The organism is Peribacillus deserti (assembly GCF_002863585.1).
Classification (GTDB): Bacteria; Bacillota; Bacilli; order Bacillales; family DSM-1321; genus Paraperibacillus; species Paraperibacillus deserti_A.
On sequence record NZ_PGUY01000051.1, the window covers coordinates 11,820 to 35,070 of the forward strand.

The 23,251-nt window shown below is 41.8% G+C and carries 18 protein-coding genes; 2 read left to right on the plus strand and 16 right to left on the minus strand.

The genetic code is table 11. The features are described 5' to 3' along the window. Positions 1-144: 144 nt before the first annotated feature. The 8 genes from CUU66_RS16375 to CUU66_RS16410 form a co-directional block, all read right to left on the minus strand. Entirely contained in the window at positions 145-1,926 is a 1,782-nt protein-coding gene (locus CUU66_RS16375; protein ID WP_101644090.1) for an ABC transporter ATP-binding protein, read from the minus strand. Then, positions 1,927-3,681, minus strand: a complete 1,755-nt coding sequence (locus tag CUU66_RS16380) for an ABC transporter ATP-binding protein (protein ID WP_101644092.1) — start codon at positions 3,679-3,681, stop codon at positions 1,927-1,929. It lies immediately after the preceding gene. A gap of 171 nt (positions 3,682-3,852) precedes the next feature. Then, complete coding sequence (locus tag CUU66_RS16385) at positions 3,853-5,184, minus strand: cellulase family glycosylhydrolase (RefSeq protein WP_101644094.1); 1,332 nt, start codon at positions 5,182-5,184, stop codon at positions 3,853-3,855. Between the two features lie 647 nt (positions 5,185-5,831). Continuing rightward, entirely contained in the window at positions 5,832-6,941 is a 1,110-nt protein-coding gene (locus tag CUU66_RS16390) for a GDSL-type esterase/lipase family protein (RefSeq protein ID WP_101644096.1), read from the minus strand. A gap of 31 nt (positions 6,942-6,972) precedes the next feature. Then, positions 6,973-7,566 (minus strand): hypothetical protein, encoded by a 594-nt coding sequence (locus CUU66_RS16395; RefSeq protein ID WP_142383740.1) that lies wholly within the window; start codon positions 7,564-7,566, stop codon positions 6,973-6,975. Between the two features lie 62 nt (positions 7,567-7,628). Then, entirely contained in the window at positions 7,629-8,906 is a 1,278-nt protein-coding gene (locus CUU66_RS16400) for an ABC transporter substrate-binding protein (protein WP_101644101.1), read from the minus strand. A gap of 94 nt (positions 8,907-9,000) precedes the next feature. Then, entirely contained in the window at positions 9,001-9,888 is an 888-nt protein-coding gene (locus CUU66_RS16405; RefSeq protein ID WP_101644103.1) for a carbohydrate ABC transporter permease, read from the minus strand. A gap of 20 nt (positions 9,889-9,908) precedes the next feature. Next, on the minus strand, positions 9,909-10,793 hold the full coding sequence (locus tag CUU66_RS16410) for a carbohydrate ABC transporter permease (protein ID WP_101644105.1): 885 nt from the start codon (positions 10,791-10,793) through the stop codon (positions 9,909-9,911). Between the two features lie 647 nt (positions 10,794-11,440). On the opposite strand from CUU66_RS16410, the gene CUU66_RS16415 reads away from it, so the two are divergent. Together CUU66_RS16415 and CUU66_RS16420 are read left to right on the plus strand one after the other, a co-directional pair. Beyond that, positions 11,441-13,669 carry an alpha-galactosidase gene (locus tag CUU66_RS16415; protein ID WP_101644107.1) on the plus strand — a complete coding sequence of 743 codons (2,229 nt, stop codon included), beginning with the start codon at positions 11,441-11,443 and terminating at the stop codon, positions 13,667-13,669. A 39-nt stretch (positions 13,670-13,708) separates the two neighbouring features. Then, positions 13,709-14,635, plus strand: coding sequence for an ROK family protein (locus CUU66_RS16420; RefSeq protein ID WP_101644109.1), 927 nt, complete (start codon positions 13,709-13,711; stop codon positions 14,633-14,635). Positions 14,636-14,730: 95 nt separating this feature from the next. On the opposite strand, the gene CUU66_RS16425 is transcribed toward CUU66_RS16420, so the two are convergent. From CUU66_RS16425 to celB, 8 genes are all read right to left on the minus strand, one after another. Next, positions 14,731-15,738 (minus strand): substrate-binding domain-containing protein, encoded by a 1,008-nt coding sequence (locus CUU66_RS16425; RefSeq protein ID WP_257968029.1) that lies wholly within the window; start codon positions 15,736-15,738, stop codon positions 14,731-14,733. Positions 15,739-15,808: 70 nt separating this feature from the next. Continuing rightward, a complete protein-coding gene (locus CUU66_RS16430; RefSeq protein WP_101644113.1) occupies positions 15,809-16,777 on the minus strand; it encodes an acetylxylan esterase in 969 nt (322 codons plus the stop codon). Between the two features lie 277 nt (positions 16,778-17,054). After that, positions 17,055-17,708, minus strand: a complete 654-nt coding sequence (locus CUU66_RS16435) for an SGNH/GDSL hydrolase family protein (RefSeq protein ID WP_101644115.1) — start codon at positions 17,706-17,708, stop codon at positions 17,055-17,057. A gap of 17 nt (positions 17,709-17,725) precedes the next feature. Continuing rightward, on the minus strand, positions 17,726-18,673 hold the full coding sequence (gene manA / locus CUU66_RS16440) for a mannose-6-phosphate isomerase, class I (protein WP_101644117.1): 948 nt from the start codon (positions 18,671-18,673) through the stop codon (positions 17,726-17,728). Between the two features lie 15 nt (positions 18,674-18,688). After that, positions 18,689-19,561: an ROK family protein gene (locus tag CUU66_RS16445; protein ID WP_101644119.1), complete on the minus strand. Its 873-nt coding sequence runs from the start codon at positions 19,559-19,561 to the stop codon at positions 18,689-18,691. A gap of 15 nt (positions 19,562-19,576) precedes the next feature. After that, positions 19,577-20,290 (minus strand): GntR family transcriptional regulator, encoded by a 714-nt coding sequence (locus tag CUU66_RS16450; protein WP_101644121.1) that lies wholly within the window; start codon positions 20,288-20,290, stop codon positions 19,577-19,579. Between the two features lie 128 nt (positions 20,291-20,418). Next, positions 20,419-21,816 carry a glycoside hydrolase family 1 protein gene (locus CUU66_RS16455; protein ID WP_101644123.1) on the minus strand — a complete coding sequence of 466 codons (1,398 nt, stop codon included), beginning with the start codon at positions 21,814-21,816 and terminating at the stop codon, positions 20,419-20,421. A 116-nt stretch (positions 21,817-21,932) separates the two neighbouring features. Further along, the gene (celB, locus tag CUU66_RS16460; RefSeq protein WP_101644124.1) at positions 21,933-23,228 is read right to left on the minus strand and encodes a PTS cellobiose transporter subunit IIC; all 1,296 of its coding nucleotides are present in this window, start codon (positions 23,226-23,228) and stop codon (positions 21,933-21,935) included. Positions 23,229-23,251 lie beyond the last annotated feature (23 nt).

Sequence of the window (23,251 nt, forward strand, 5' to 3'; positions counted from 1 at the left end):
GGGATTTCTTTTTTTAAAATAGCTTAGTTATTGGTCGTGGATCTAAGTTGTATTTCTAAAACGCTTTCATCTACTATTATAAATCTATTTTTCAATATGTCTATTCTTTTAATATATAAGTATAGACATTTATTGATTTTCTTCTTAACTAACCTCTAAGGAGTGATGCTGGGAGTTGTGAAGCTTCGAATAGCGTCCTTTTTGGTTCATTAATTCCTGGTGTGTCCCTTCCTCTATAATTCTCCCTTTTTCAATAAACAGAATGCGTGTTGCATTTTGGATCGTTGAAAGACGGTGAGCGATGATAAAGGAAGTTCTATCTGAAAGCAGGGTTTCCAGACCCTTCTGAAGCGCAAGTTCCGTTTCTGTATCAATGGATGATGTAGCTTCGTCTAAGATAAGAATCTTTGGATCCGCAAGCAGTGCCCTTGCAAAGGAGATAAGCTGCCTCTGCCCGGTAGACAGCCTGGTCCCCCGTTCATTTACCTCGGTTTGGTATCCGTCTTTCAATTCACTGATAAACAGGTCTGCCTGAACCGCTTTCGCAGCTTCCATGACTTCTGCATCTGTTGCGTCTAATCGCCCATAGCGGATATTGTCCATGATCGTTCCTGAAAAAATGAAAGGATCCTGAAGCATAACCCCCATTTGTTTCCTAAGAGAGGGGATCGTAACATTCTTAATATCTACGTCGTCTATTTTGATGGTTCCGCTGTCAATGTCATAAAAGCGGCTGATAAGGCTGACGATCGTCGTTTTTCCTGATCCGGTTGCTCCGACCAGGGCGATGGTATCTCCAGGATTTACTTTAAAATTGATTCCTTTAAGGATCCGCCCTTCGCCTTCATACCCAAACAATACATCATCGAATTCTACCTTCCCTTTGATCACGCTCAGATCTTTGCTTCCTGGGTCACTTGTAACAGCCGGCTTTTCATCCATCATCTCGAAGATTCGTTCTAAATAGGCCATGGCATTAATAATGGCATTATAAAAATTGCCGATATTAGCGAGCGGTGTCCAGAACATCCAGATATAGCCGATGAACGCTATCAGCGACCCCACTGTCACACCGTCGCCAATCATGGAGATCCCCATCACATAGATAAAGGAAACGGTAAGAACAGAAATGTTTTCAATGGATGGCCACAGAAGGAACTGAATATATACAGCCTTCATCCATGACCTTCGATACTCGCCAGAAACCTCCTGGAAGATTCTTTTATTCTCCCTCTCACGTGTAAAGGCCTGCGTCACTTTGATCCCATTAATGCTTTCATGAATATATGCGTTCATATTCGATTGTTTATTGCTAAGATCCTGCCAGGCTTTACGCTGTGCATTTTTTATAAGGAAGATAATTCCTGCAAGAACCGGGAAGCCAAGCATGGCGAGAAGTGTCAGCTTCACATCAATCACGAGCATAAACCCGATAATTACCGCGAGACTGAACATATCAGTGATTAGATTGATCAAGCCATTAGAGAGCAAATCACTCAACGAATTCACATAATTCACAACGCGGACCAGGATCTTCCCGTGCGGCCTGCTGTCATAAAAGGAAAAGGAAAGACTCTGCAGATGTGTGAATAGATCCTTACGGATATTTTGGATAATGCTCTGGCCAATTTGGGACATGATCCTGATCCGATATTTCATACAGATTCCTGTTATAATCAGTGCACATAAATAAATCCCCGACAAAAGAATTAGACCCGGAATATCTTTCCCTGGTATTTCTTCATCAATTGCCTGTTTTATTAAGTACGGGCCGATGAGGTTCGCACCGCTTGCGATCAGCATGATGAAGACAGTCAGGACGATTTTCTTTTTGTATGGCTTAATATAAACAAACAGCCTCTTTAGATGAGTGATACTAAATGGGGTTTCCAGCTCTTCTTCAACATCAAATTTATTACGTGCCATTTATATCACTTCCTTGCCATTCTGCTTATGATCAAAGTTCCCATACTGATTGTTATACACATTGTAGTAATACCCCTTCTTCTTCACCAGTTCCTCATGCTTTCCTTTTTCAATAATTCTGCCATTCTCCATGACGAGGATGAAATCCGCATCTTTCACAGAGGAAATTCTATGTGCAATAATGAAGCGGGTCTTACTCTGCTGAATAGATTGCAGGGTATTTTGGATCCGGAGTTCTGTCTCCATATCGACACTCGAAGTTGTATCATCCAAAATCAGGATGGCAGGATCCTTTAGAATCGCTCTGGCTAAAGCAATCCGCTGCCTCTGTCCTCCTGAAAGCCCCACACCCCGTTCGCCGATTATCGTGTCATAGCCTTCCGGCAGGCTTGAGATAAATTCATGAGCCTCGGCAAGCCTTGCAGCATGCTGGATAGATTCCAGAGAGGCATCAGGGCTTCCGTACGCGATATTCCCTTCGATCGTATCCGAGAATAGGAAAATATCCTGCATGACCATGGCCATCCCATCCCGAAGTCTTTCAATGTCCCAATCTTTGACGTTGATGCCACCCACTCTCACTTCACCGCCAGAAGCATCATAAAACCGGCTGAGCAGATTGACTAATGTTGATTTCCCGGAACCCGTAGGACCAATAATCGCGACGGACTGCCCCGGTTTTGTCTTAAAGCTGATGTCTTTTAGCACAGGTCCATCGCCATAGCTGAAGTTTACATGGTCGAATTCTACGACTCCGTTAAAGTTTTTAACCTTTGCAGCCGCTGATCGGTGATTCGTGATTTTCGGTTCCGTCTTTAAAAGCTCCTCCACTTTTTCAGCAGACGCAATGAACCGCTGCACATCATTGATCAGCCATCCGGCCATGCGCATTGGATTATTCAGCGCCCAGATCAGGGAATTGAACATTACCAGTTCGCCAAAAGTAAGCGAACCGCGGATAACCATAATCCCTCCCGCTAATATCATGACAACCGTCAGCACTCCTGCCAGCGAATCCAGAATCGGAAGGTATTTTTCCCAGATCTTCGCCGACTTCAGATTCTTTTCCTTAAAGGCGCCGTTTTCCGCTGAGAACTTTTGGATTTCGTAGTCTTCCTTTGCAAAAGCTTTGACAACCCGGTTCCCGCTGATGTTTTCCTGAACAACTGAATTCAGTCTTGCGAATTGGTTCCGGATTTCGGTAAACGTAGGACGGACATCCGCTGTAAGCCGAAAAGCAAAGAAACCAATAATAGGTGTTACCATCAGCATAGCAATCGCCAAAGGAGGATGGATATAAAACATAAACCCAATGGCAAATAGCAGAATCATCGCATTCTCAAAAATCATATAAACCGTCCACGCAGTGAAGTGTCGGACGGCTTCCAGATCACCTGTCATCCTGGCCATAATATCGCCTGTCTTAGTTTGATCATAGAAACTGAAATCCAGTTTATGAAGGCGGTCATACAAATTCTCCCTCATCTTAAAGATGACATTCTGCGACAGTTTTTCGAACGTCATTTGATATCCATACCGTACGATGGTCCGAAAGAAAGTAAAACCAATCATTAATCCCAATAACGGCCCAAGCAAGTCCTTCTGCCCTCCATAAATTACATCATCCACGATCTTACCTGCTAAATATGGGTTCAGCATATTTAATGCCGAAACCACCAGCACGAGAAGCAAGCCAAGTGCAAACCTGCCTTTATATTCGCGTATGTAGCCCCAGGCCCATCGCAAGCTGTGCATAACTGCCTCCCTTCCCAAGCCCATGATCCAGACAGGTTTAATCAATTCCTTTATGAATCTACTGAGCCAGGACTCTTTTTAAAATCTGTATAAGAGCCTAAACCAATCATATTTTTTATATGGTCTTCTTATGATTGGCAATTAAAAATGAGCCGTTTATCACAAGTGCAGTTACTGCCTTACACTCGCAACATACTCTGTCTTCACAACATTGGAAGGGATAGACACTCCCACTGAATTAGACGCCATCATTCGATAATAATAAATTCCTTGAATGGGCGGCACATCATTATAAGGTTGAAATGGAACTGAATCCTCCATTATTTTGTCAGCAACGATACTCCAAGGGCCTTCTTCCCTCTGGGACCTTTCAAGTATGTACGATTCCGCCCCTGCCGCCCCCTTCCAGCTGATTTCCTCAGGAGTATGAATAGGAAGCAGAACAGGAGCCTCCGGTACTTCCGTTTCCGGAACCCGGCTTTTTCTGATTCGGTAAGCAGCATCTCGTAAACTCTGCAGTTTTTCCATTTCACCTGTAGCACTCCTCGAGGCAAAGCCAGGCCAATTAAAGCAAGGATTATTCGGCTCATTTATGCTGCCATGATAATAGAAGCCGCCATTTTTATTGTGATAACGCAGACTCCAGAGCAGTGCGCCCGCAGCTCCTTCTGCTGCAGCTGTATCAAGGACTTCCTTTACCAAATTGGAATCTTCATGGTTGAATTCACCAATGATAAAAGGTTTCCTGCCCCTTGATCTAAGGATGTCTGACGTAACCCTGCCAATAATGTCATGTCCCCGGTCCACATAATAATGGTTGGAAACAATGTCTATATCGGGATTTACAAGCGAGGCCTCAGCGACACCATATTTCCCGTCAATAATTAAATGATTGGGATCAAGGCTGCGAATAAATGACGAGATATTTGCAGTCCAGGAATCCGTACAGTCATCGAGTTCATTTCCTGTTTCCCACGCCATGATGGCCTTATCATCTTTATACGGAATTCCGGTATATGTATTTGTGCGATTTATAACAAACGTAATCAAATCTTTAAAATCCTGGATGATCTCTGGATCTGTCCAGAAACCGGACGCAGGTTTCCCTCTTAACCCGGCAAAGTGTTTGATTCCCCCAAACCAGTCCCACTGATCAATAAACGGAATAATCAGCCTGATATTATATTGATTCGCAAGCTGGATCACTTTATCCAGATCCCGAAACAACTCTTCATCAAACTGGCCAGGACCATATATATGCGCTTTGCCATTCTCCCCCGGACGGATTCCCCCTTTGATCGAAAAGGTATACATCCTGGTCACCTGGCCGCCCATCAAACGAATCGTCTTAAACGCATCCTCAATTTCCCAAGGATCGATCCGGTGCCAATCTGGGAGAGGATCCTCATTTACATGCAAATTCGGTATATTTATAGAAACAAACCTGAACTCATCCTGCCCATCCAACAATTTGTCATCCTTACGCGTAATAAAATGTTCCATGCGTACCTCCTATTTGATCTATTTCAGGAGAGTGCTGATTCCTGCCGTACGATTAGAGTTTTGTTCCCGCGGCATTTAGCCAAATGGCCCGTTTTCATATCCGCTTAGATTCTAAATTGATTAGGTAATTGTTTGATGTACATATATATGCATAAGACTAAATTCGTAAGCATAAAGCAAGCAACATAAGCATAATCTTTGCGAAATAAGCATACTTCTTTTGGTGTTAAGCATAAGCCGATTAATCATAAGCATAAATTCCGAAAACCTAAGCATAAACCTTCAAAATTTAAGCATAACTCTCCAGAATATAAGCATAAAAATTTTCTCCGCTGTATGGCCTCCATCTTTTTGCTCTTAAGCTGCTCATTTAGTCAGTTATTTGATGATTTATTGCAGCTGCAGGAGCCAACGAAGTTAAAATATCCATCGAGGAGCGAAATCCACTCGTTTTTTGGGACATTTTCGTCTGCTTCTGTTAATTCTCCATCCTGGCTGCCCGGAACTTTTTTTTACGCAGCGTACTCTCATCCTAGGTACCCGCTTTCAGGACAATCCGAATTTCCCCCCGCCCCTCATCAACCCGCCCGCAAAAGGACCAGGCTCCCCGTATCACCACATCTGCATGTTTCAGTACATTCGGCCGCTCAAACAAAAAGTCCCAAATCAATCGACCGAGCCATTGCCATTGCTCCTTCACTGCTTGGATGCAGATGGTCGCCAGAGTCATATACAGGCAGCAGTTCCAGGGGTTTCTCCGGATTTCGCAATACCCTGTCAAAGTCGATGACTGCATCAAACTCACCCGAATATCGGATCCAGTCATTTATGGCTTGACGCTTGTTTTCTTCGACAGAAGTGACTCCTTCATATCCGCCAAAAGGGAGCAGAGTGGCTCCGAAAATTTTGAGGTTCTCTTCATGTGTCCAGCAGATATATTGCTTTAAACCCGAAATAATTTGTTCTGCTTCCACTGGCTTCGAAATCGGCTGACTTCCCGCCGAATGGATAATATCATTCACACCGTGTAAAACAACGATATATTTAACACCTGCAAGGCTTAGGGCGTCCTGCCTGAAGCGTTTAATGCCAGCCATACCGTATTTCAAGGTATCCGGGCTGTCATTCAGCACTTTATTGCCGCCGATTCCCTGACGCAATATCCCTATCTTTATTGATTCCTGCGCTAATCTTTCAACAAAACAATCCGGCCAATCCATGGCGGTGATGGAATCTCCAAAAGTAACGACAGACAAGCTTTTTTCAGTCGTATACACCTCTACGTGTGATAGCAGCGGCAGCGCTTCTTCAGGATGCTCATCTTCTAACTGGATTTGAAAATCATTATTGATTCCAGCAATCGATGTAACACGGGAAGATCCCTGATAAGCTGATTCAACGGTCTCGTCTTTCTCGAAAAACATACTCACCTTTATTTCTTCCAAATCATTCGTATCCAGTTCCAACGGGTCACTTAAGAGGTTTTCCTGGTGTGGATGCATAACGACTGAAGTGTTTCCTTGAAATAAAACCGGACCGCCAATCCTATCTTTTTTGACGACGTTGACTTCCGTTAAAACGACGGATTTCGTGCCGTACCGATTTGAAAATCCCAGTCTTATTTGATTTCCGCCAATGGACAGCCTGATTGCTGCACGAATGGTCTTGTTATTCAACGAAAGCGGTGATGAACTAAAGTCAACGGGACTAACGCTCCATGAGCCCGCCCAGCCGCCTGCCGCAGATTGTTTTTCCATATTAAGTCCTCCATAAAAACTTATGAAACTATCATATCTTCCGTAATATAAACCTTACACACATCGCAAAAATACCAGGTGCAAAGAATAAGAAAAAGAGAAAGTTTATATCTGCGACATACGTGATAGCCACCATAATGATGATTAATAGAATGGATCTAAAAAATCTTTTGACCATTAAATAGAAACCGTACATAACAGCTTGTTTCACCGTTACATTCTTTGTTACAAGAATCCAAGAAATATAGGAAAAAAACAGAACACCTAGTAAAAGTAAATAAAGACAGCCGAATTTAATGATCGATGCATAGTAATTATTGAATGTTTTAGGAAAGGGGAGGATGATAAAGGCATAGACATATATAATAAGAAGAAACGCAACCAGGGAGAGCTTTTTATACGAATATTTAGTGCTGTTTTCACGGAAAAGTTCCCTGACAGGTTTCCCGCTTCCTTCAAAAAGTTCATTTACAGTCTCAAGCAGAGTGCAAAAAGACTTGGCTGCACCAAACACTACAAAATTCCTGATCAGATATTCCCAAAATAGCAGACTGGCTTTAACGAGACCATATGCGATATCCATTATTCCATGAAAACGGCTATCTATAAATTTGCTTTTATTCATTCCATTCACCTTCTTGGAAAAAGGGTACTTGCCGCCATTGGCCGACAAGTACCCCTCCCATATTATTTCAAGTTGTATTCTTTGCGAATCTGGTCGGCTATTTTCTTCAGCTGTTTCTCTGTGTCTTTGCCGCCTTTTAAGTTGATATTGTCAATGACCGGCTGAATTTTGTTAGCAATCTCAGCATATTCAGGGATGTATGGTGCATTCATGACCGTTTTACCATTTGCTAAGGAAGCTGCTAAAGATTTAGCGTTTTCTGGTGCGTTTTTCATCGTTTCAATTTTATCAGAGTTACGTTTTACTACAGGAACGGCAGAGATTGTATCGATCTGCATATCCTGGCCTTTACCAGAAGATAAGAAGGTTAGAAGTTTGAAAGCTTCTTCCGGATGTTTAGTGCCTTTACCGATTCCGATTGGAAGGTATGCAGCAGCGGAAACATTTCCTGCTTTTCCTGCCGGAAGAGGAACAACATCCCATTTGAACTTGGCATTTTTAGCGGTATCCGCCCAATCCCAAGGTCCCATCATTTTCATTGCTGCCTGGCCGGCAAGGAACATATTTGATAAACCTTGTGACTGCGCAGAAGTAGGCTGTACATGGTGTTTGTTAATGAGATCTGAACCGAATTGGATCGCTTCAATGGATTCTGGAGAGTCAACAATTACGCTATTTCCATCCTGGCTGACGAAACCGCCGCCATTTTCTACTAACAATTCATTTGTATAGAAGTTTTCCATACCAAATTGAACAGTCTTGCCATTTTTCTGCTTAGTTAATTTTTTAGCTGCAGCCAGGAAGTCATCCCAAGTCCAGTCATCTTTTGGATAAGGAACACCTGCTGCATCAAACATATCTTTGTTATATCCTAATTGGAAAGTAGAAGCATCGCGGATCAACGCATATTGCTTTCCTTTTACCTGCCCTAGTTCAAGAACGTTTGGCATATAAGCATCTTTATCAATTTTCTTATCAGAAAGATCCATCAATACGTTTTTGCCAACAAACTGTCCGAATGCAGCAGGCTGAATCCATACTAGGTCAGGCTGATCTCCGCCGGCAGACATCGTCAAGAATTTATCATTGAATTTATCATATGGAGCATATACTTGCTTCACTTTAATTCCAGGGTTTTCCTTTTCAAAAGCCTTGAAAATCTCCCCTTCTAATTTTGTTCCTTCAGGATTGTTATTCCATACCAGGATACGCAGTGTCACATCCTTGGAACCGCCGCCTCCCGCAGAATCAGAGCTTGACCCTGAACAGCCTGTCATGAAAGCAGAGAGAACTAGAATTAAAGATAAAACTAAAATTCCTAAGCCTTTTTTCTTTCCCATTAAATAGTTACCCCCCAGGTAATATAGTTTAAAAATATTTCAAATGGATAAATATCAATGTATGTATCCATTCAGAAACCTGCATTAGATAAAATTACCCTTTTCCTCCTGTTGTCGCGATTCCCTGGACAAAGTATTTTTGCCCTACGAAGAATAGAATGATCAACGGCAGGATGATCAGTACACTTGCAGCCATCATTGGGCCCCACTCGATTAGTAATGCACCCTTAAACTGCAGGATTCCAAGAGCAAGTGTATATTTGGCATCATCATTTAAATAGATCAGCGGATAGAGGAAATCATTCCAAGTCCACATAAAGCTTAAAAGTGCTACTGTTATAACGGATGGCACGGACAGCGGCAGGACGATTCTCCAAAAGATGCCGAATGTGCCGCATCCATCTAGATACGCAGATTCTTCTAGCTCTTTTGGTATGGTCTTAAAGAACTGGCGCAGCAAGAAAATGAAGTAAGCGCTGCCAAAGAAAGATGGAACTATTAATGGTAGAAAGGTATTGATCCAGCCAAGTTTTGAGAAGATCATATATACCGGAATCATCGTTACCTGCGGAGGAAGCATCATCGTTCCTAAGAGGATTACGAACCAGAAGTTTCTCCCTTTCCCTTTGATCCTGGCAAATCCGTACGCTACCACTGTAGAAGAAAGAACCGTACCCAGCACCACAAAGAACGAGACAATAATAGAGTTCAGATAATACTTACCGAAACTAACGATTGTAAATACATCTTTATAATTCGCAAAATCCCATACTTTTGGAATTAACGTGGGCGGAAATGTCATCGCCTCGTTTTCCGGCTTCAAGGAAGTTCCTATCAACCATAAAAATGGAAAGATGAAAACTGCGGATAAAACAATCAGCAGCGTATATGTAGAGATTCTCTCAATACGTTTTCCTACTTTTATACTGCGATTCTTCTTTTGCTTTACTGACGATGCTGCTTTTACCTCTGCGATTTCCATGCTCGTCCTCCTCCTTTCTCTTATTCATCGTATTCGTAGTAAACTTTTCTTCCGAATACTTTAAATTGAATTAAAGTAAAGATTAAGATAATGATAAATAGGATCCAGGCTAATGCTGAAGCGTAACCCATCTTAAAGAATTTAAATGCGTCCTGGTATAAGTAGAATACATAAAATAGAGATTTATAGTTCGGTCCGCCATTGCCGCTTGAGACAACATATGCCTGGGTAAAGATCTGAAAAGAACCGATAAGCCCCATAATTAAGTTGAAGAAGATTACATTAGATGTCATTGGAACAGTGATATGCCAGAACTTTTTGAACCTTCCAGCCCCATCTAATTCAGCGGCTTCATACAATGATGCAGGCACACTCTGCAGTCCGGCTAAATAAATGACCATACCCCCGCCGGCTCCCCAAAGACTCATAATAATCAGGGAAGGTTTAACCATTTCTTCACTCAGCAGCCAGTTGGATGTTGGAAGATGGAAAAAGTCCAGGATGGCATTCGCTATTCCAAAATCTGGCTGGAAGATAATGATCCAGAGCAAGGAGCTTGCAACTGTAGGCACTAAGGACGGCAAGTAAAAGATGGTTCTGAAAACTCCCATGAATTTTACATTTGCATTCAATAGGACTGCAAGCATATAACCCACTACCAGACCAAGCGGTACACCAAAAATGGTGTAAAAGATCGTATTCCATAATGACTGCCAGAACAACGGATCTTCTGTAAACAATTTTTTATAGTTTTCTAATCCTACCCAATTTGCTGTGCCCAGTCCTGAAAAATCTGTGAAAGACATATACAAAGAGTAAATCATGGGTCCAGCTGTAAAGATAAAGAACCCAATTAACCACGGTAAAATGAACATATAAAACAGAAATGTTCTAGATTTATTCATCTGCCTCCCCGCCTTCCCTGCTAGATAAACAAATAGTTCCTATATCATGAATACTGTACTGTAACCCTTTTCAATTCCCTCTAAATACAAACACCTCCAGCGTTTATATTATTAAGTTAAGATATTATTAAATTAGTTAATTGAAAGCTTCCTTATCCTAAGGAGAATATGTATGGAACATCTCAGAATATTTATGAAAGCCTTTTCAATTACACTTTAATCTTAACTCCATTTTTTTGCTTTGGCAATAAAAATTTAGGTTAAGTAATTAAAAATTCACTAAAATTGTAAACTATTTTTACTTAACAAAAGTAGTAACGTTACTTAATAAAATGATTATATATTCAAACTTTTCTAAATGTCTATACTTATTTTCTCTATTTATCCTAATTGCAATGTGTTTTTCTATTCGTTCACATGAGTGAATTCACCTATACCTCTTCCTGCATGAAGGAATAACAAACTTTTCACTTCCCTTAGGCAACTTCCTCCCACTTATCCGAAAGTAAAACATTAACTTGTTTTAATTTATCGATTACTTAATTATATCTTGTAAAGAATTCGTCATCTTGCTACAATTTAAAGTGAAATTAACTGTAAGGGCTTTCAATTGCAAGTCATATTATATGTATACGAGGTGAGTTCATTTGACCATTAAAGTTAATAAAGAAACTAATGAGTTTCACTTGTTTAATGAAAAGATCAGCTATATTTTCAGAGTGCTGGAAAAAAGCAGTCAGCTTGAACATTTATATTATGGAAAGAGGATTAAACACCGAGACTCATTTAAACACTTAATTGAACGTGAAATCAGGCCTTCCTGCAATTTGTTTGAAGGCGACCACACTTCTTCACTGGAGCACATTAAACAAGAGTACCCGAGCTTCGGCACTACGGATTATCGTTACCCTGCCCACATGATTTCTGATCAGAAAGGCAGCAAGGTGAGTAATTTTCAATTCCATTCATACGAACTCTTTACTGGAAAACCGGGACTTCCAAACCTGCCGGCCGTATATGTGGAGGATGACTCTGAAGCTGATACTTTAGAAATTACCTTAAGGGATGAAGTGCTTCGAAGCAGATTAATCCTAAGCTATACCATCTATGGGAATCGGAATGTTATCTGCCGGAATGCGAAATTTATCAATGAGGGCGATGATTCTTTTCATATAGAGAATGCTATGAGCATGAGCGTAGATTTCCCTGATGATCAGTTCGAAATGCTTCATCTTAACGGAGCCTGGGCACGCGAAACACAGGTTGAAGTCCAGAAGCTGTCTAAAGGGATCCAATCCATTTACAGCGCAAGAGGTGCAAGCAGCCATGCCCATAATCCATTTCTGGCTCTAAAAAGACCTGACGCAACGGAACATACAGGAGAAGTTTTTGGCTTCAGCCTTGTGTACAGCGGTAACTTTTTAGGCCAGGTAGAAGTCGATCCTTACGATGTGACGCGTGTATTGATGGGGATCAACCCCTTCCAATTTAAATGGAAGCTGAATCCGGGAGAATCGTTCCAAACACCAGAATGTGTTATGGTGTATTCTGATCAAGGGTTAAACGGAATGAGCCAGACATATCATCAGTTGTACCGGTCCCGCCTTGTGCGTGGATCTTGGCGTGATAAAGTCCGCCCCATCTTAATTAATAACTGGGAAGCTACATATTTTAATTTTAATGAAGAAAAGATTTTGACCATTGCGAGGTCAGCCAAAGAATTGGGAATCGAATTGTTCGTCCTGGACGATGGGTGGTTCGGGGAACGGCATGACGACACAAACTCGTTAGGTGACTGGTTCGAAAATAAGGAAAAACTTCCTAATGGGATCAAAGGCTTGTCTGAAAAAATTGAACAGATAGGCATGAGATTCGGCCTCTGGTTTGAGCCTGAAATGGTCTGTAAGGATACCCAATTATTCAAAGAGCACCCGGATTGGATACTTGCAGTTCCTGACCGCCGTGCTTCCCATGGCCGGAATCAATTTATCCTGGATTTCTCCCGTGAAGAAGTAGTCGATCATATCTTTACTTTAATGGATCATGTTATTTCCACTTCCAAAATATCCTATATCAAATGGGATATGAACCGATACATGACAGAAACCTATTCGAGAAGCCTTGAGCCTGACCGCCAGGGTGAAGCAGCACATCGTTATATATTAGGAGTATACAGGCTTTATGAAAGATTAATAGAAAAATATCCAGAGATTCTTTTTGAATCCTGTGCGGGAGGCGGCGCCCGTTTTGATCCAGGCATGCTCTACTATGCTCCACAGGCGTGGGCCAGTGATAACACAGACGCAGCGGAAAGGCTGAAAATTCAGTACGGTACTTCCATGGTTTATCCATTAAGTTCCATCGGAAGCCATGTTTCAGCAGTTCCAAACCATCAGGTAGGAAGAATCACACCTTTTGAGACGAGAGCGAACGTTGCATACTTTGGTACATTTGGATATGAACTTGATATCACTAAATTAAGTGACGAAGAAAAGGCAAAAATTAAAGAGCAGACATCATTTTTCAAAGAAAAAAGAAAACTCATCCGAAAGGGAGCGTTTTACCGTCTGTTGAATCCTTTTGTATCCAATGAAGTTTCCTGGATGGTCGTATCGGAAGATAAAACAGAAGCGCTTGTAGGGTATTATAAGGTTTTAGCAAAACCTAATGATAAATATTACCGCCTTAAGTTAACAGGACTGGATCCAGATAAGCTCTATGCCATACAAGGGCAGGAGACAACACACTACGGTGATGAATTGATGAATGTCGGAATCGTCCTCGCAGAAGATTTTACCGATAGGGCCTCTGAGTATTGGCAGAGGGAAAAACCAAGGGATTTTTCTTCTAAACTATTTGTTTTACAGGAAGTATAAGAAACAACTTACGAGATTAATCATTCAAGGAGGCTGCTTATGAAAAGTTATATGGTATTTGATGTCGGAGGCAGTAAGGTTAAATATGCAGTGATAAACGAAAATGGCGATTTCCTTTTTAAGGGGGATTATCCTTCATCACGGAATAATTTTGAACAATTCCGGGAAGATATACTAGAAATCACAATGAAAAATAAAAAACCGTTTCATATAGCGGGCATAGCGTTCAGCTGTCCCGGCGGAGTAGACAGTGAGGTGGGGATTATCGGTGGAGCAAGCGCCCTCCCCTGCATTCACGGCCCCAATTTCAAGGAAATTTTCAGTCAAGCAGCAGGGCTGCCCGTTGAAATTGAAAACGATGCCAACTGTGCTGCATTGGGAGAGGTATGGAAAGGTGCAGCCAGCGAAAACCAGAATGTCATGTTTACCGTGATCGGTACTGGAATTGGCGGGGCTGTTATCAAAGACCGCAAAATCCATAAAGGTGCAAACCTGCACGGCGGAGAAATTGGTTATATGGTCTTGAATGTTTTGGATGAAGAGGGTCATTATACGTTCAAGACATGGAGCGAATTAGCATCTACTGGGTCCCTTGTCCGGAAAGTAGCTAAAATGAAAGGTATACAGCAGCATGAATTAGACGGAAAAAAAATATTTAATGCAGCTGAAACAGGTGATGAGGATTGCAAAAAAGCTATTGATGATTTTTATTTATCGCTGGCCCAGGGGATTTTCAATATCCAATATGTATACGATCCAGAAAAAATTATCTTGGGCGGTGCCATCAGCAGCCGTGAAGATTTAATTGATGAAATTTATAAGAAGCTGGATATTATACTAAGCTCGGTAAGAATTGCAAAAGTGCGTCCGGTCATTGAATCCTGCCAATATAAGAACGATGCAAACCTCCTAGGTGCTTTGTATCATTTCCTTCAGCGCCAGGCCAGCTATGTTCCTAATATCTAATATCAGACAAAGGCAAAAATCAACTGCCTTGTTACTGGGCTGCCGGAATCCTCGGCAGCTTTTTTAGCATTACTAAAAGGCAGCCAGAGGCTGCCTTACTTAATAGGTTTTACCGAATCCCGAAACACGATATTCCCTTTGATGAACGTTCTTCCGTATTTCTTCTGCGGATTATTTAATTTCTCCATAATAAACTTCACAGCTACCTTTGACATTTCTTCCATATCAACTTCCACCGTTGTTAAAGGAGGATCTGTCAAGGTAGAATAAATGGAATTATCAAAGCCGACAACTGAACAATCATCAGGCACACTGATACCACTTTTCTGAAGCATATTGATCAGGTTATATGCTACTTCATCGTTGTTGCATACAAAGGCAGTCGGCATATCCTGTGGAACATCAATATCGATATATTTACCAAGATCATCCCGATCTTTGATCACATACTGATGGTTCAAATCAATCCGGTGCTCCAGTAATGATTTATAATAGCCCAGGAACCGATCCTGAATACTGCTGGTTGCATGAATATTGCCAACAAAAGCGATCTTGCGGTGTCCGTTCCGGATTAAATAATTCGTAACTTCATATACTCCGTAGAAATTATCCGACAGGACGGAATCAATTTCATTTTGATCTGTATAAAAGTCCAGGAATATAACAGGACTTTCAATTTTCTGGATTTGCTTAACATATTCCTTTCCAATCTGGCCAAGGATAATAAATCCATCAACTTTTTTTTCATTATAAATCCTCGGCAATACCAGCTGATCTTCATCTTCCTGGCTTAGTATATGCAGAATGCCTGAGTAATGAAAGCTGTCTAACACTTTTGAAAGCAGCTGATAGAATTGAAGATAAAATGCTTGAGTGGAGCCTGTAAACCGTTCAGGTATGACAATTCCAAGATTATAGGAAAGTCCTTCTTTCATCGATCTAGCATGCGTATTGAATCGGTAGCCCATATCGGCAGCCACTATCTTAATTTTTTCTTTTAATTCGTCGCTTACTCCTTCTTTATCATTAAGTGCCTTCGAAACAGTCACGCTGCTTACACCTAATTTATCTGCGATGTCACGCATCGTAACATTGCTTTTCACAATAATTCCTCCGATTCCTGTACATTCACCAAACATTATCTCTGACTTAACATTATTTTGCAATAACCATTTATTTATTCAAAAGTTCATAGAAAAAGGAGTGAACCCGGTCTCCAAAGGTACGAAGATGCTCGTGCCCATACTCATAAAACACCTCGAGCTGTTTTTGTGAAGTAATTTTGTTATAAGCCGCAAACTGAGTAGAAGGAGGGCAAATTTGATCCTCCATCCCTACTGCCCATAAAACTTCCGCTTCAATACGTCCGGCCAGATGCTGAATGTCGATATAGCCGAGTTTATTAAAGAGTTCAGCTTCTTTAGTATGAGTGGGATCAATGAACTTAAAATAGTAGTGTATTTCTTCATATGCTGAATTGCTGATGTCTAAATCCCAGGCTCTTCGATAATCAGACAGGAACGGATATGTAGCCACGGTTTTCTTGATTCTTGGCTCTAGAGCAGAACACACAATTGCAAGGGCTCCACCCTGGGATGCGCCTTGAACCCCTACTCTTTCCTCGTCAACATTGTCCATTGAAAGCAGGATCCTTGCCGCTTGAACCGTATCCAAAAACACATTCCGGTAATATAGCTTTTCAGGATCATCCTCCTCTATACCCCTGATGATATGGCCCTTTAACGTCGTCCCTCTTACCTGAGAATTATCCTCTGACAAGCCTCCCTGCCCGCGGCAGTCCATCGCTAAAACCGTAAATCCTTCAGCAGCATACCCCAGTTTATCAATCCAGTCCCCGCTCGAGACATGGTATCCATGAAACCAAATAAGCCCCGGGCCTTTTTCTTTTTGATTCTTAGGCTTCACCAGCTGACAGTGGACCCTGGCCCCGCCTACACCAGTAAAATAAAGATGGAAACAATCTGCAGCTCCACTCTTAAACTCAGCAGGAACCAGCTCATAATCCATAGACTGGATCTCTAAATCTCTTAACCCTTTATCCCAAAAGTCATCAAAATCCACGGGCTTCGGATTAGTCCCCATATATTCCTTCAATTGATCAAGCGGCATATCAAACTTCATACGAATCCCCCCAACAACAATATGTATGCGTTGCCATTTTTACTTTACCGATAACTTATTATATACTTTATGATTTTTACGGTCAATTGCGTTGTTAGCTTGTTGTGCTTGGAGCGGACCTTATGCACGATTATTGTTTTTTGCAGGAGTAGTGGTACATTTGCAGGATTATTTATATATTTGATTGATTATTTTAAGTACAAGATTACTAATATACTTTTGTAAAGATTAAAAGGTTAGTTTTGTGCCGAAGACTGACAATAAAAAAATGCAAGCTTTAAAATCGCCTGCATTCTAATCTATTATTTACTTCGTTTGAAAGAAAGGCCCTTACCCAGGTTTTAGCCAAGAGCATGTTCCCCGCTGAGGTCATGTGGACGCCGTCGGTGGTTAAGTTCGCTGGCCCGTGATGATTTAGGTATTCGATGAATGCTTGATGGGCGGGCACCAATATGGCTTTATATTCGCAAGCAAGCTTTTGAACGGTTTCTGCGTATGGCACCAGCATCTCGTTACCCCTGGAACGGACATCCTCTCCATGTATCGAAGGTTCCATTAAGATAATGGCAGCTTTTGTTTTGCTTTGTACCTCTTCTATCAGACTGCGGTATATTTCCTCATATTGGTCCGGATAAACAAGATCTTTTTCTGGATGATCAAGCCGCCTCCACACGTCGTTGATGCCGATAGATATAGAAAGATAATCCGGGTCCGCTTCAATCACATCACGGTCCCATCTTGTAACTAAATCGGTAATGTGATTGCCGCTTATACCCCGGTTAATGATGACAGGAGTTTGATCAGGAAATGTAACCTGTAAAAAATCTCGGATCAACCGGACGTAACCGAAGCCGATTCCCTCACTGTCTTCGAATCTTCCTGATTCTGTGATACTGTCGCCTATAAATAAAAGCTTCTCAGTTTTCTTCATCAGACTGCCCTCCTGCCTTATGCATGGGAAACAATTAACTGGCAGTTCCCTTCTATTTCAAACTCCCCCATTCCCACTGGAACAATCAGGTGGGTGCCTTTTTCCAACGAGTAGCTTTCATTTTGGTGAATGAGAGTTCCTTCTCCATGAATGACGCTTAGCAGCAGATATCTTTGATTAAAGGAAAAAGCCGCCTTGCCGCTTACATCCCATTTATATACGGAGAAGAATTGAGATTGGACAAACGTCGTAATACCTACATTTTCGCGCTTCTCCACAGAAGGAGTGCTTTCGGCATCACGGTGCGGAATGGTGGTCACATCGACTGCCTTTTCCAGATGAAGGTCTCGTAGTTCACCTTGGTCATCTCTACGGTCATAATCATATACTCGGTACGTTGTATCAGAGCTTTGCTGTGTTTCCAATACGAGTGTCCCTTCACATAATGCATGGATTGTTCCGCTAGGTACATAGAAGAAGTCCCCTGGCTTTATTTTCACTCTGCGCAGAAGTCCATTCCAATTGCCTTCATTCACCTGCTTTCGGAATTCTTCCTTTGATCCTGCATTATGGCCAAAAATCATATCTGCATCTTCTTTGCAATCAATAATATACCAGCATTCAGTTTTGCCAAGCTCCCCATTTTCATTCGCCTTTGCATAAGCATCGTCTGGATGAACCTGGACTGATAAATCCATATTAGCGTCCAGGATTTTAGTTAAAAGCGGGAACACTTCTTCTGCTGGACTGCCAAATAGCTCAGGATGTTCTTTCCATAGGCTGTCCAGTGTCATCCCTGCATACGGTCCGTTTTCAATCATAGACGGGCCATTTGGATGTGCGGAAATTGCCCAGCATTCGCCGGTCTTTTCATTTGGAATTTTATAGCCAAATTCCTCTCTCAAGGCTGTTCCGCCCCATATTCTTTCCTTGAATACCGGCTTTAATAGTAATGGCTGCAAAATAAACCCTCCATTTGCTTATTGTTGATCATCTTCCTGCAAGGCAAGGCTGGCCAGCATGAGCGATCCTGTAATCCCGGCACGATCTCCCAATCCAGGGCTTACAATATAATCTGTAAGCTCCGGTAAGGCAACATACTCATTTACTAATTCCGCTAAATACTTATTAATTGATGCAAAGATTGTTTCCTGTTTCATAACTCCGCCGCCGAGAATGATTTTTTTCGGAGAAAGAATCAATATATATTGCATAAGCGCCTGAGCAATATAGTATCCTTCCAGGTCCCACACTTCCGGACGGTTCACTAGGTGAAACCCTTTTTCACCCCAGCGCTCTTCAATGGCAGGCCCTGCTGCCAGGCCTTCCAGGCAATCCTTATGGTAGGGGCACTTTCCAGTGTATGAATCCTGAGGATGGCGGCGGACTAAGATATGCCCCATTTCCGGATGCGAGAGTCCCTGAACCAATTTGCCCTGAACGACGGCCCCTGCGCCAATACCTGTACCAACAGTGATATATAAACAACTGTCCAGGCCTTTTGCAGCTCCAAAGGCAGCTTCACCCAATGCAGCCGCATTCACATCTGTATTAAAACCAACTGGTACCGGAAATGCCTCCTTTATCGCCTGAACAAGAGGATAGTTCTTCCAGGCTGTTTTAGGAGTAGAGGTAATATAGCCGTAGGTCGGACTTTCTGTATCGACATCGATTGGTCCGAATGACCCGATTCCAATAGCTTCTAATTCATACTGTTTAAAGAAGTCGATTACCGCAGTCATGGTTTCTTCAGGTATCGTCGTTGGAATCGTGACTTGCTCAATGATCTGGCCGGATACGTCTCCTACTGCACACACAAATTTTGTTCCCCCTGCTTCAATAGCACCTAACATCTGTCATTCCCCCATTTATCCCCTTAAATTAACAGTTGTTACTTCAAATTTATCGTAACGGTGTCGTGAGAATGAATACTCAAATGGAACACCGTTATTTAGAAATCCTACATGTTCTACTTCAAGAATTGGATCATCTGACTGACAGACAAGATGTTCCTGGTCAAGCTTGTCTGACTTGCAGGCCCTCACTTTCCGGTGTGATCCGGCAATGGTAAGATCAAGCGTATTCATGATATAGTCGTAAACCGATCCATGAAGGATTTCGTCATTAATCCCTGGAATAAGAGTAGTCGGCATGTATGTTTTTTCAAGAACATATGGCTCGCCGTCAACCATACGCAGCCGGATAATAAAGTACACCGGCGTTTTGTTGTCAATGGCCAGATGCGCCGCTACTTCCTCTGATGGAAAATGAACTTCAAACTTAATAACCTTGCTTGTGATTTTGTCGTTGTTGATCAGCTTTGAAAACCCGAGGACCTCATTGCTCACCACATTTATGCGGCTGTCCTGGATGGCTGACTTAACAATGAATGTCCCATGGCCTCTTTTTCGAAAAAGGAGACCCTCCATGACTAATATATCCAGCGCGCGTTTCATTGTCATTCGGCTGCAATCAAATTCCTTTGAGAGAGATATTTCGTCGGGTATCGGCTGATCCAGAGGATAATGTTTTTCTTTTATTCGTTCTCTCATCTCTGCTGAAATTGCTTCATACTTGGTCATACCTGAACCACCCTGCTAACATTATAGATAACTTTATTATAATTGAAGTTTAAGATAATGATGTAATGCGCTTCCATATTTTTTAAAATCTCTTAAAAAGAAGATGGCCAAGCTGACCATCTCCCTTTTTAGAACCCGTTATTTTCAGAAACAGTCTTAATCCATTGTCCGCTCTTCTTAATGGTTCGTTCTCCATCTTTATTAAGATTAACAGAAACAAAACCATAACGGTTCTTATAAGCATTTGACCAAGACCAGTTGTCCATGAAAGTCCATAAATGATAGCCCTTCACACTTGAGCCTTCTTCAATAGCCTTATGCACCCATTTTAAATGTCCCTGGATAAATTCCATTCGATAGTCATCTTGAATGATTCCATTTTCATCGCGGAATTTTTCTTCACCTTCCACACCCATACCATTCTCGGAAATAAAGCATTCGATATTACCATAGTTTTCTCTTAGATTTGTAAGGATGTCATATATACCTTTTTCGTATATCTCCCAGCCACGGTGCGGATTCATCTTACGGCCTTGCATAACATAGTTATCAAAATAACGATCTGGCATAAATGGCGCTTCAGGGTTTGGCAGACTTTCTTTTGCTTTGACACGTCTAGGCTGATAATAGTTAACTCCTAAAATATCAACTGTATTGCCTTTAATAATATCTAAATCGCCGTCTTCCATTACAGGCATGAAGCCTTCTTCTTTTAGGATTTGAACCAGCTCCGCCGGGAACTCACCTTTAACTGAAGGATCTAGGAACGATCTGTTGAAAATCGCATCAGCAATGATTGATGCTTTAACATCTGCTGGATGCTGGCTTCTTGGATAGGAAGGAGTTAAGTTAAGCACGATACCAATTTTGCCATCCTGTCCTAATTCTCTATATCCTTTAATTGCTTTTGCACTCGCCAGCAGCGTATGATATCCAACCTGAACAGCTTTTTTAAAGTCAACCTCATTTGGATAATGGAAGTCATACAGATATCCGCCTTCAACCGGTACAATCGGCTCGTTATGAGTAAACCACTTTTTCACACGGTCCCCGAACAATTCAAAGCATGTTCTTGCATACTTCCCATACGCATCAACCACTTCTCTGTTAGCCCAGCCCCCGATTTTCTGCATTTCCATCGGCATATCAAAATGGAATAATCCAACAAAAGGCTCCACTTCGTTTTCGATGAATTCGTTAATAACATTATTATAGAATTCTACGGCTCTAGGATTCACTTCACCGATACCGTTTGGAATCAATCGTGACCAGGAAATTGACATACGGAACGAGTTGTGGCCGATTTCCTTCATCAATTTAATATCTTCTTTATATTTATAATAAAACTGAGAAGTATCCTTGGGACCGACTCCCTCAAAAAAGCGGTTTGGTTCTGTTTCATACCAGTGATCCCAAATGTTTTTACCTTTTCCATCTATATCAGCTGCACCTTCGGTTTGTGTAGCTGATGCAGCTGAGCCCCACCAGAAACCCTCTGGAAAGCGATATTGAATTTGATTAGACATGTTTATTTCCCCTCTCATGGCTGGTAGTTGACTAAAAAATGAAGAGCAGGGATTACGGTTCTGCAAATTCAGCGCTTTCTCCGTTTAACCGCCTGCCCATTACATTTTTATCGATGTTATGAAGCTTTGTTCATTTCGTCCTGTTCTTTTTTCACGTTCACACGGTCGATTACTTTCAGGAATGGGAACCAGATGACAAATACAATTGCCATATTCACCAGCTGCAGCAATCCGCCTGCAATGGAGTTTGTTGCCATCATACCATTGATGAATATAGGGACTGTCCATGGTACGGTTACACCTGTAGGCGGCGGTACAATTCCTGAAGACATTGCAAAGTAAGAAACCAGCGTCACAATCATCGGAGACAGAATCCAAGGAACAATGATTAATGGATTCATTACGATTGGAAGACCAAAGATAATCGGTTCGTTAACATTGAAGATACCAGGTCCGAGTCCAAGCTTAGCCACCTGCTTCATCTGCTTGCTCTTCATGAATAGAAGAATTGCGAACACTACCGCTAAAGTCATACCCGTTCCACCCATACCAACTGTATAGATTTCCATGAACGGCTTGGAAATGATGTGCGGGATCGCTTCCCCGTTTGTATAAGCGTTTAAGTTTTCAACCTGAAGCGTATTCCAGATCGGGTCCATTACTGAGTTGATGATAATTTGTCCGTGAAGCCCGAAAAACCATAGAATCTGGATGAAGAATACAGCAATTAACGTAGGGACGATGCCGCTTCCAAGGCCGACCAATGGAGCCTGAATCGCTTTGTAAATAACATCATGCATATTTGTATCAAATACAGCTGTAACAAAAACATTTATTAATAAGAAAACAGTTAGTGTAATAAGTGCTGGAATTAATGCTGCGAATGACTTTGCCACTGCTGGCGGAACACCAGGAGGCATTTTAATCGTAATGTTTTTCTGAACCACTTTCCGATAGATTTCAGCGGAAAGAAAAGCTGTAATCATCCCAAGGAACATCCCTTTAGCACCTAGACGGTCTAACGGAATAACATTCTGGATTGCTTCGCCTTTCTCCGGCTGAAGAACAAATGGAGTTAACAATAGGAATGATACGAGTGCAATGGCACCTCCAAATACCGCTTCAACATTGTAGCTTTTTGAAAGATAATACCCGATACCAAATACTACGAACACACTCATGATTCCCATTGTAGCAGGTGAAGCGTTTCCAAATAGTGTCCTGAACGTATTAAGCGATTGCTCACTCATGATCTTATCCAGGAACGGGAGGTTTGTTAATACAACGAAAATGGAACCAAAAATAGTCAGCGGGAACGCCAGCATAAAGGCGTCACGCAAAACAGCTAAATAACGATTGTTATTCAATTTCCCAGCTATAGGAACGAGGTATTGACTCAGCTTTTCAAACAATGTAGTTTCCCCCTTATATCTAT

Bases quoted from the DNA above. Each gene is read 5' to 3' on its own strand.
- CUU66_RS16375 (WP_101644090.1), bottom strand. From the start codon at position 1,926: ATGGCACGTAATAAATTTGATGTTGAAGAAGAGCTGGAAACCCCATTT.
- CUU66_RS16380 (WP_101644092.1), bottom strand. From the start codon at position 3,681: ATGCACAGCTTGCGATGGGCCTGGGGCTACATACGCGAATATAAAGGC.
- CUU66_RS16385 (WP_101644094.1), bottom strand. From the start codon at position 5,184: ATGGAACATTTTATTACGCGTAAGGATGACAAATTGTTGGATGGGCAG.
- CUU66_RS16390 (WP_101644096.1), bottom strand. From the start codon at position 6,941: ATGGAAAAACAATCTGCGGCAGGCGGCTGGGCGGGCTCATGGAGCGTT.
- CUU66_RS16395 (WP_142383740.1), bottom strand. From the start codon at position 7,566: ATGAATAAAAGCAAATTTATAGATAGCCGTTTTCATGGAATAATGGAT.
- CUU66_RS16400 (WP_101644101.1), bottom strand. From the start codon at position 8,906: ATGGGAAAGAAAAAAGGCTTAGGAATTTTAGTTTTATCTTTAATTCTA.
- CUU66_RS16405 (WP_101644103.1), bottom strand. From the start codon at position 9,888: ATGGAAATCGCAGAGGTAAAAGCAGCATCGTCAGTAAAGCAAAAGAAG.
- CUU66_RS16410 (WP_101644105.1), bottom strand. From the start codon at position 10,793: ATGAATAAATCTAGAACATTTCTGTTTTATATGTTCATTTTACCGTGG.
- CUU66_RS16420 (WP_101644109.1), top strand. From the start codon at position 13,709: ATGAAAAGTTATATGGTATTTGATGTCGGAGGCAGTAAGGTTAAATAT.
- CUU66_RS16430 (WP_101644113.1), bottom strand. From the start codon at position 16,777: ATGAAGTTTGATATGCCGCTTGATCAATTGAAGGAATATATGGGGACT.
- CUU66_RS16435 (WP_101644115.1), bottom strand. From the start codon at position 17,708: ATGAAGAAAACTGAGAAGCTTTTATTTATAGGCGACAGTATCACAGAA.
- CUU66_RS16445 (WP_101644119.1), bottom strand. From the start codon at position 19,561: ATGTTAGGTGCTATTGAAGCAGGGGGAACAAAATTTGTGTGTGCAGTA.
- CUU66_RS16450 (WP_101644121.1), bottom strand. From the start codon at position 20,290: ATGACCAAGTATGAAGCAATTTCAGCAGAGATGAGAGAACGAATAAAA.
- CUU66_RS16455 (WP_101644123.1), bottom strand. From the start codon at position 21,816: ATGTCTAATCAAATTCAATATCGCTTTCCAGAGGGTTTCTGGTGGGGC.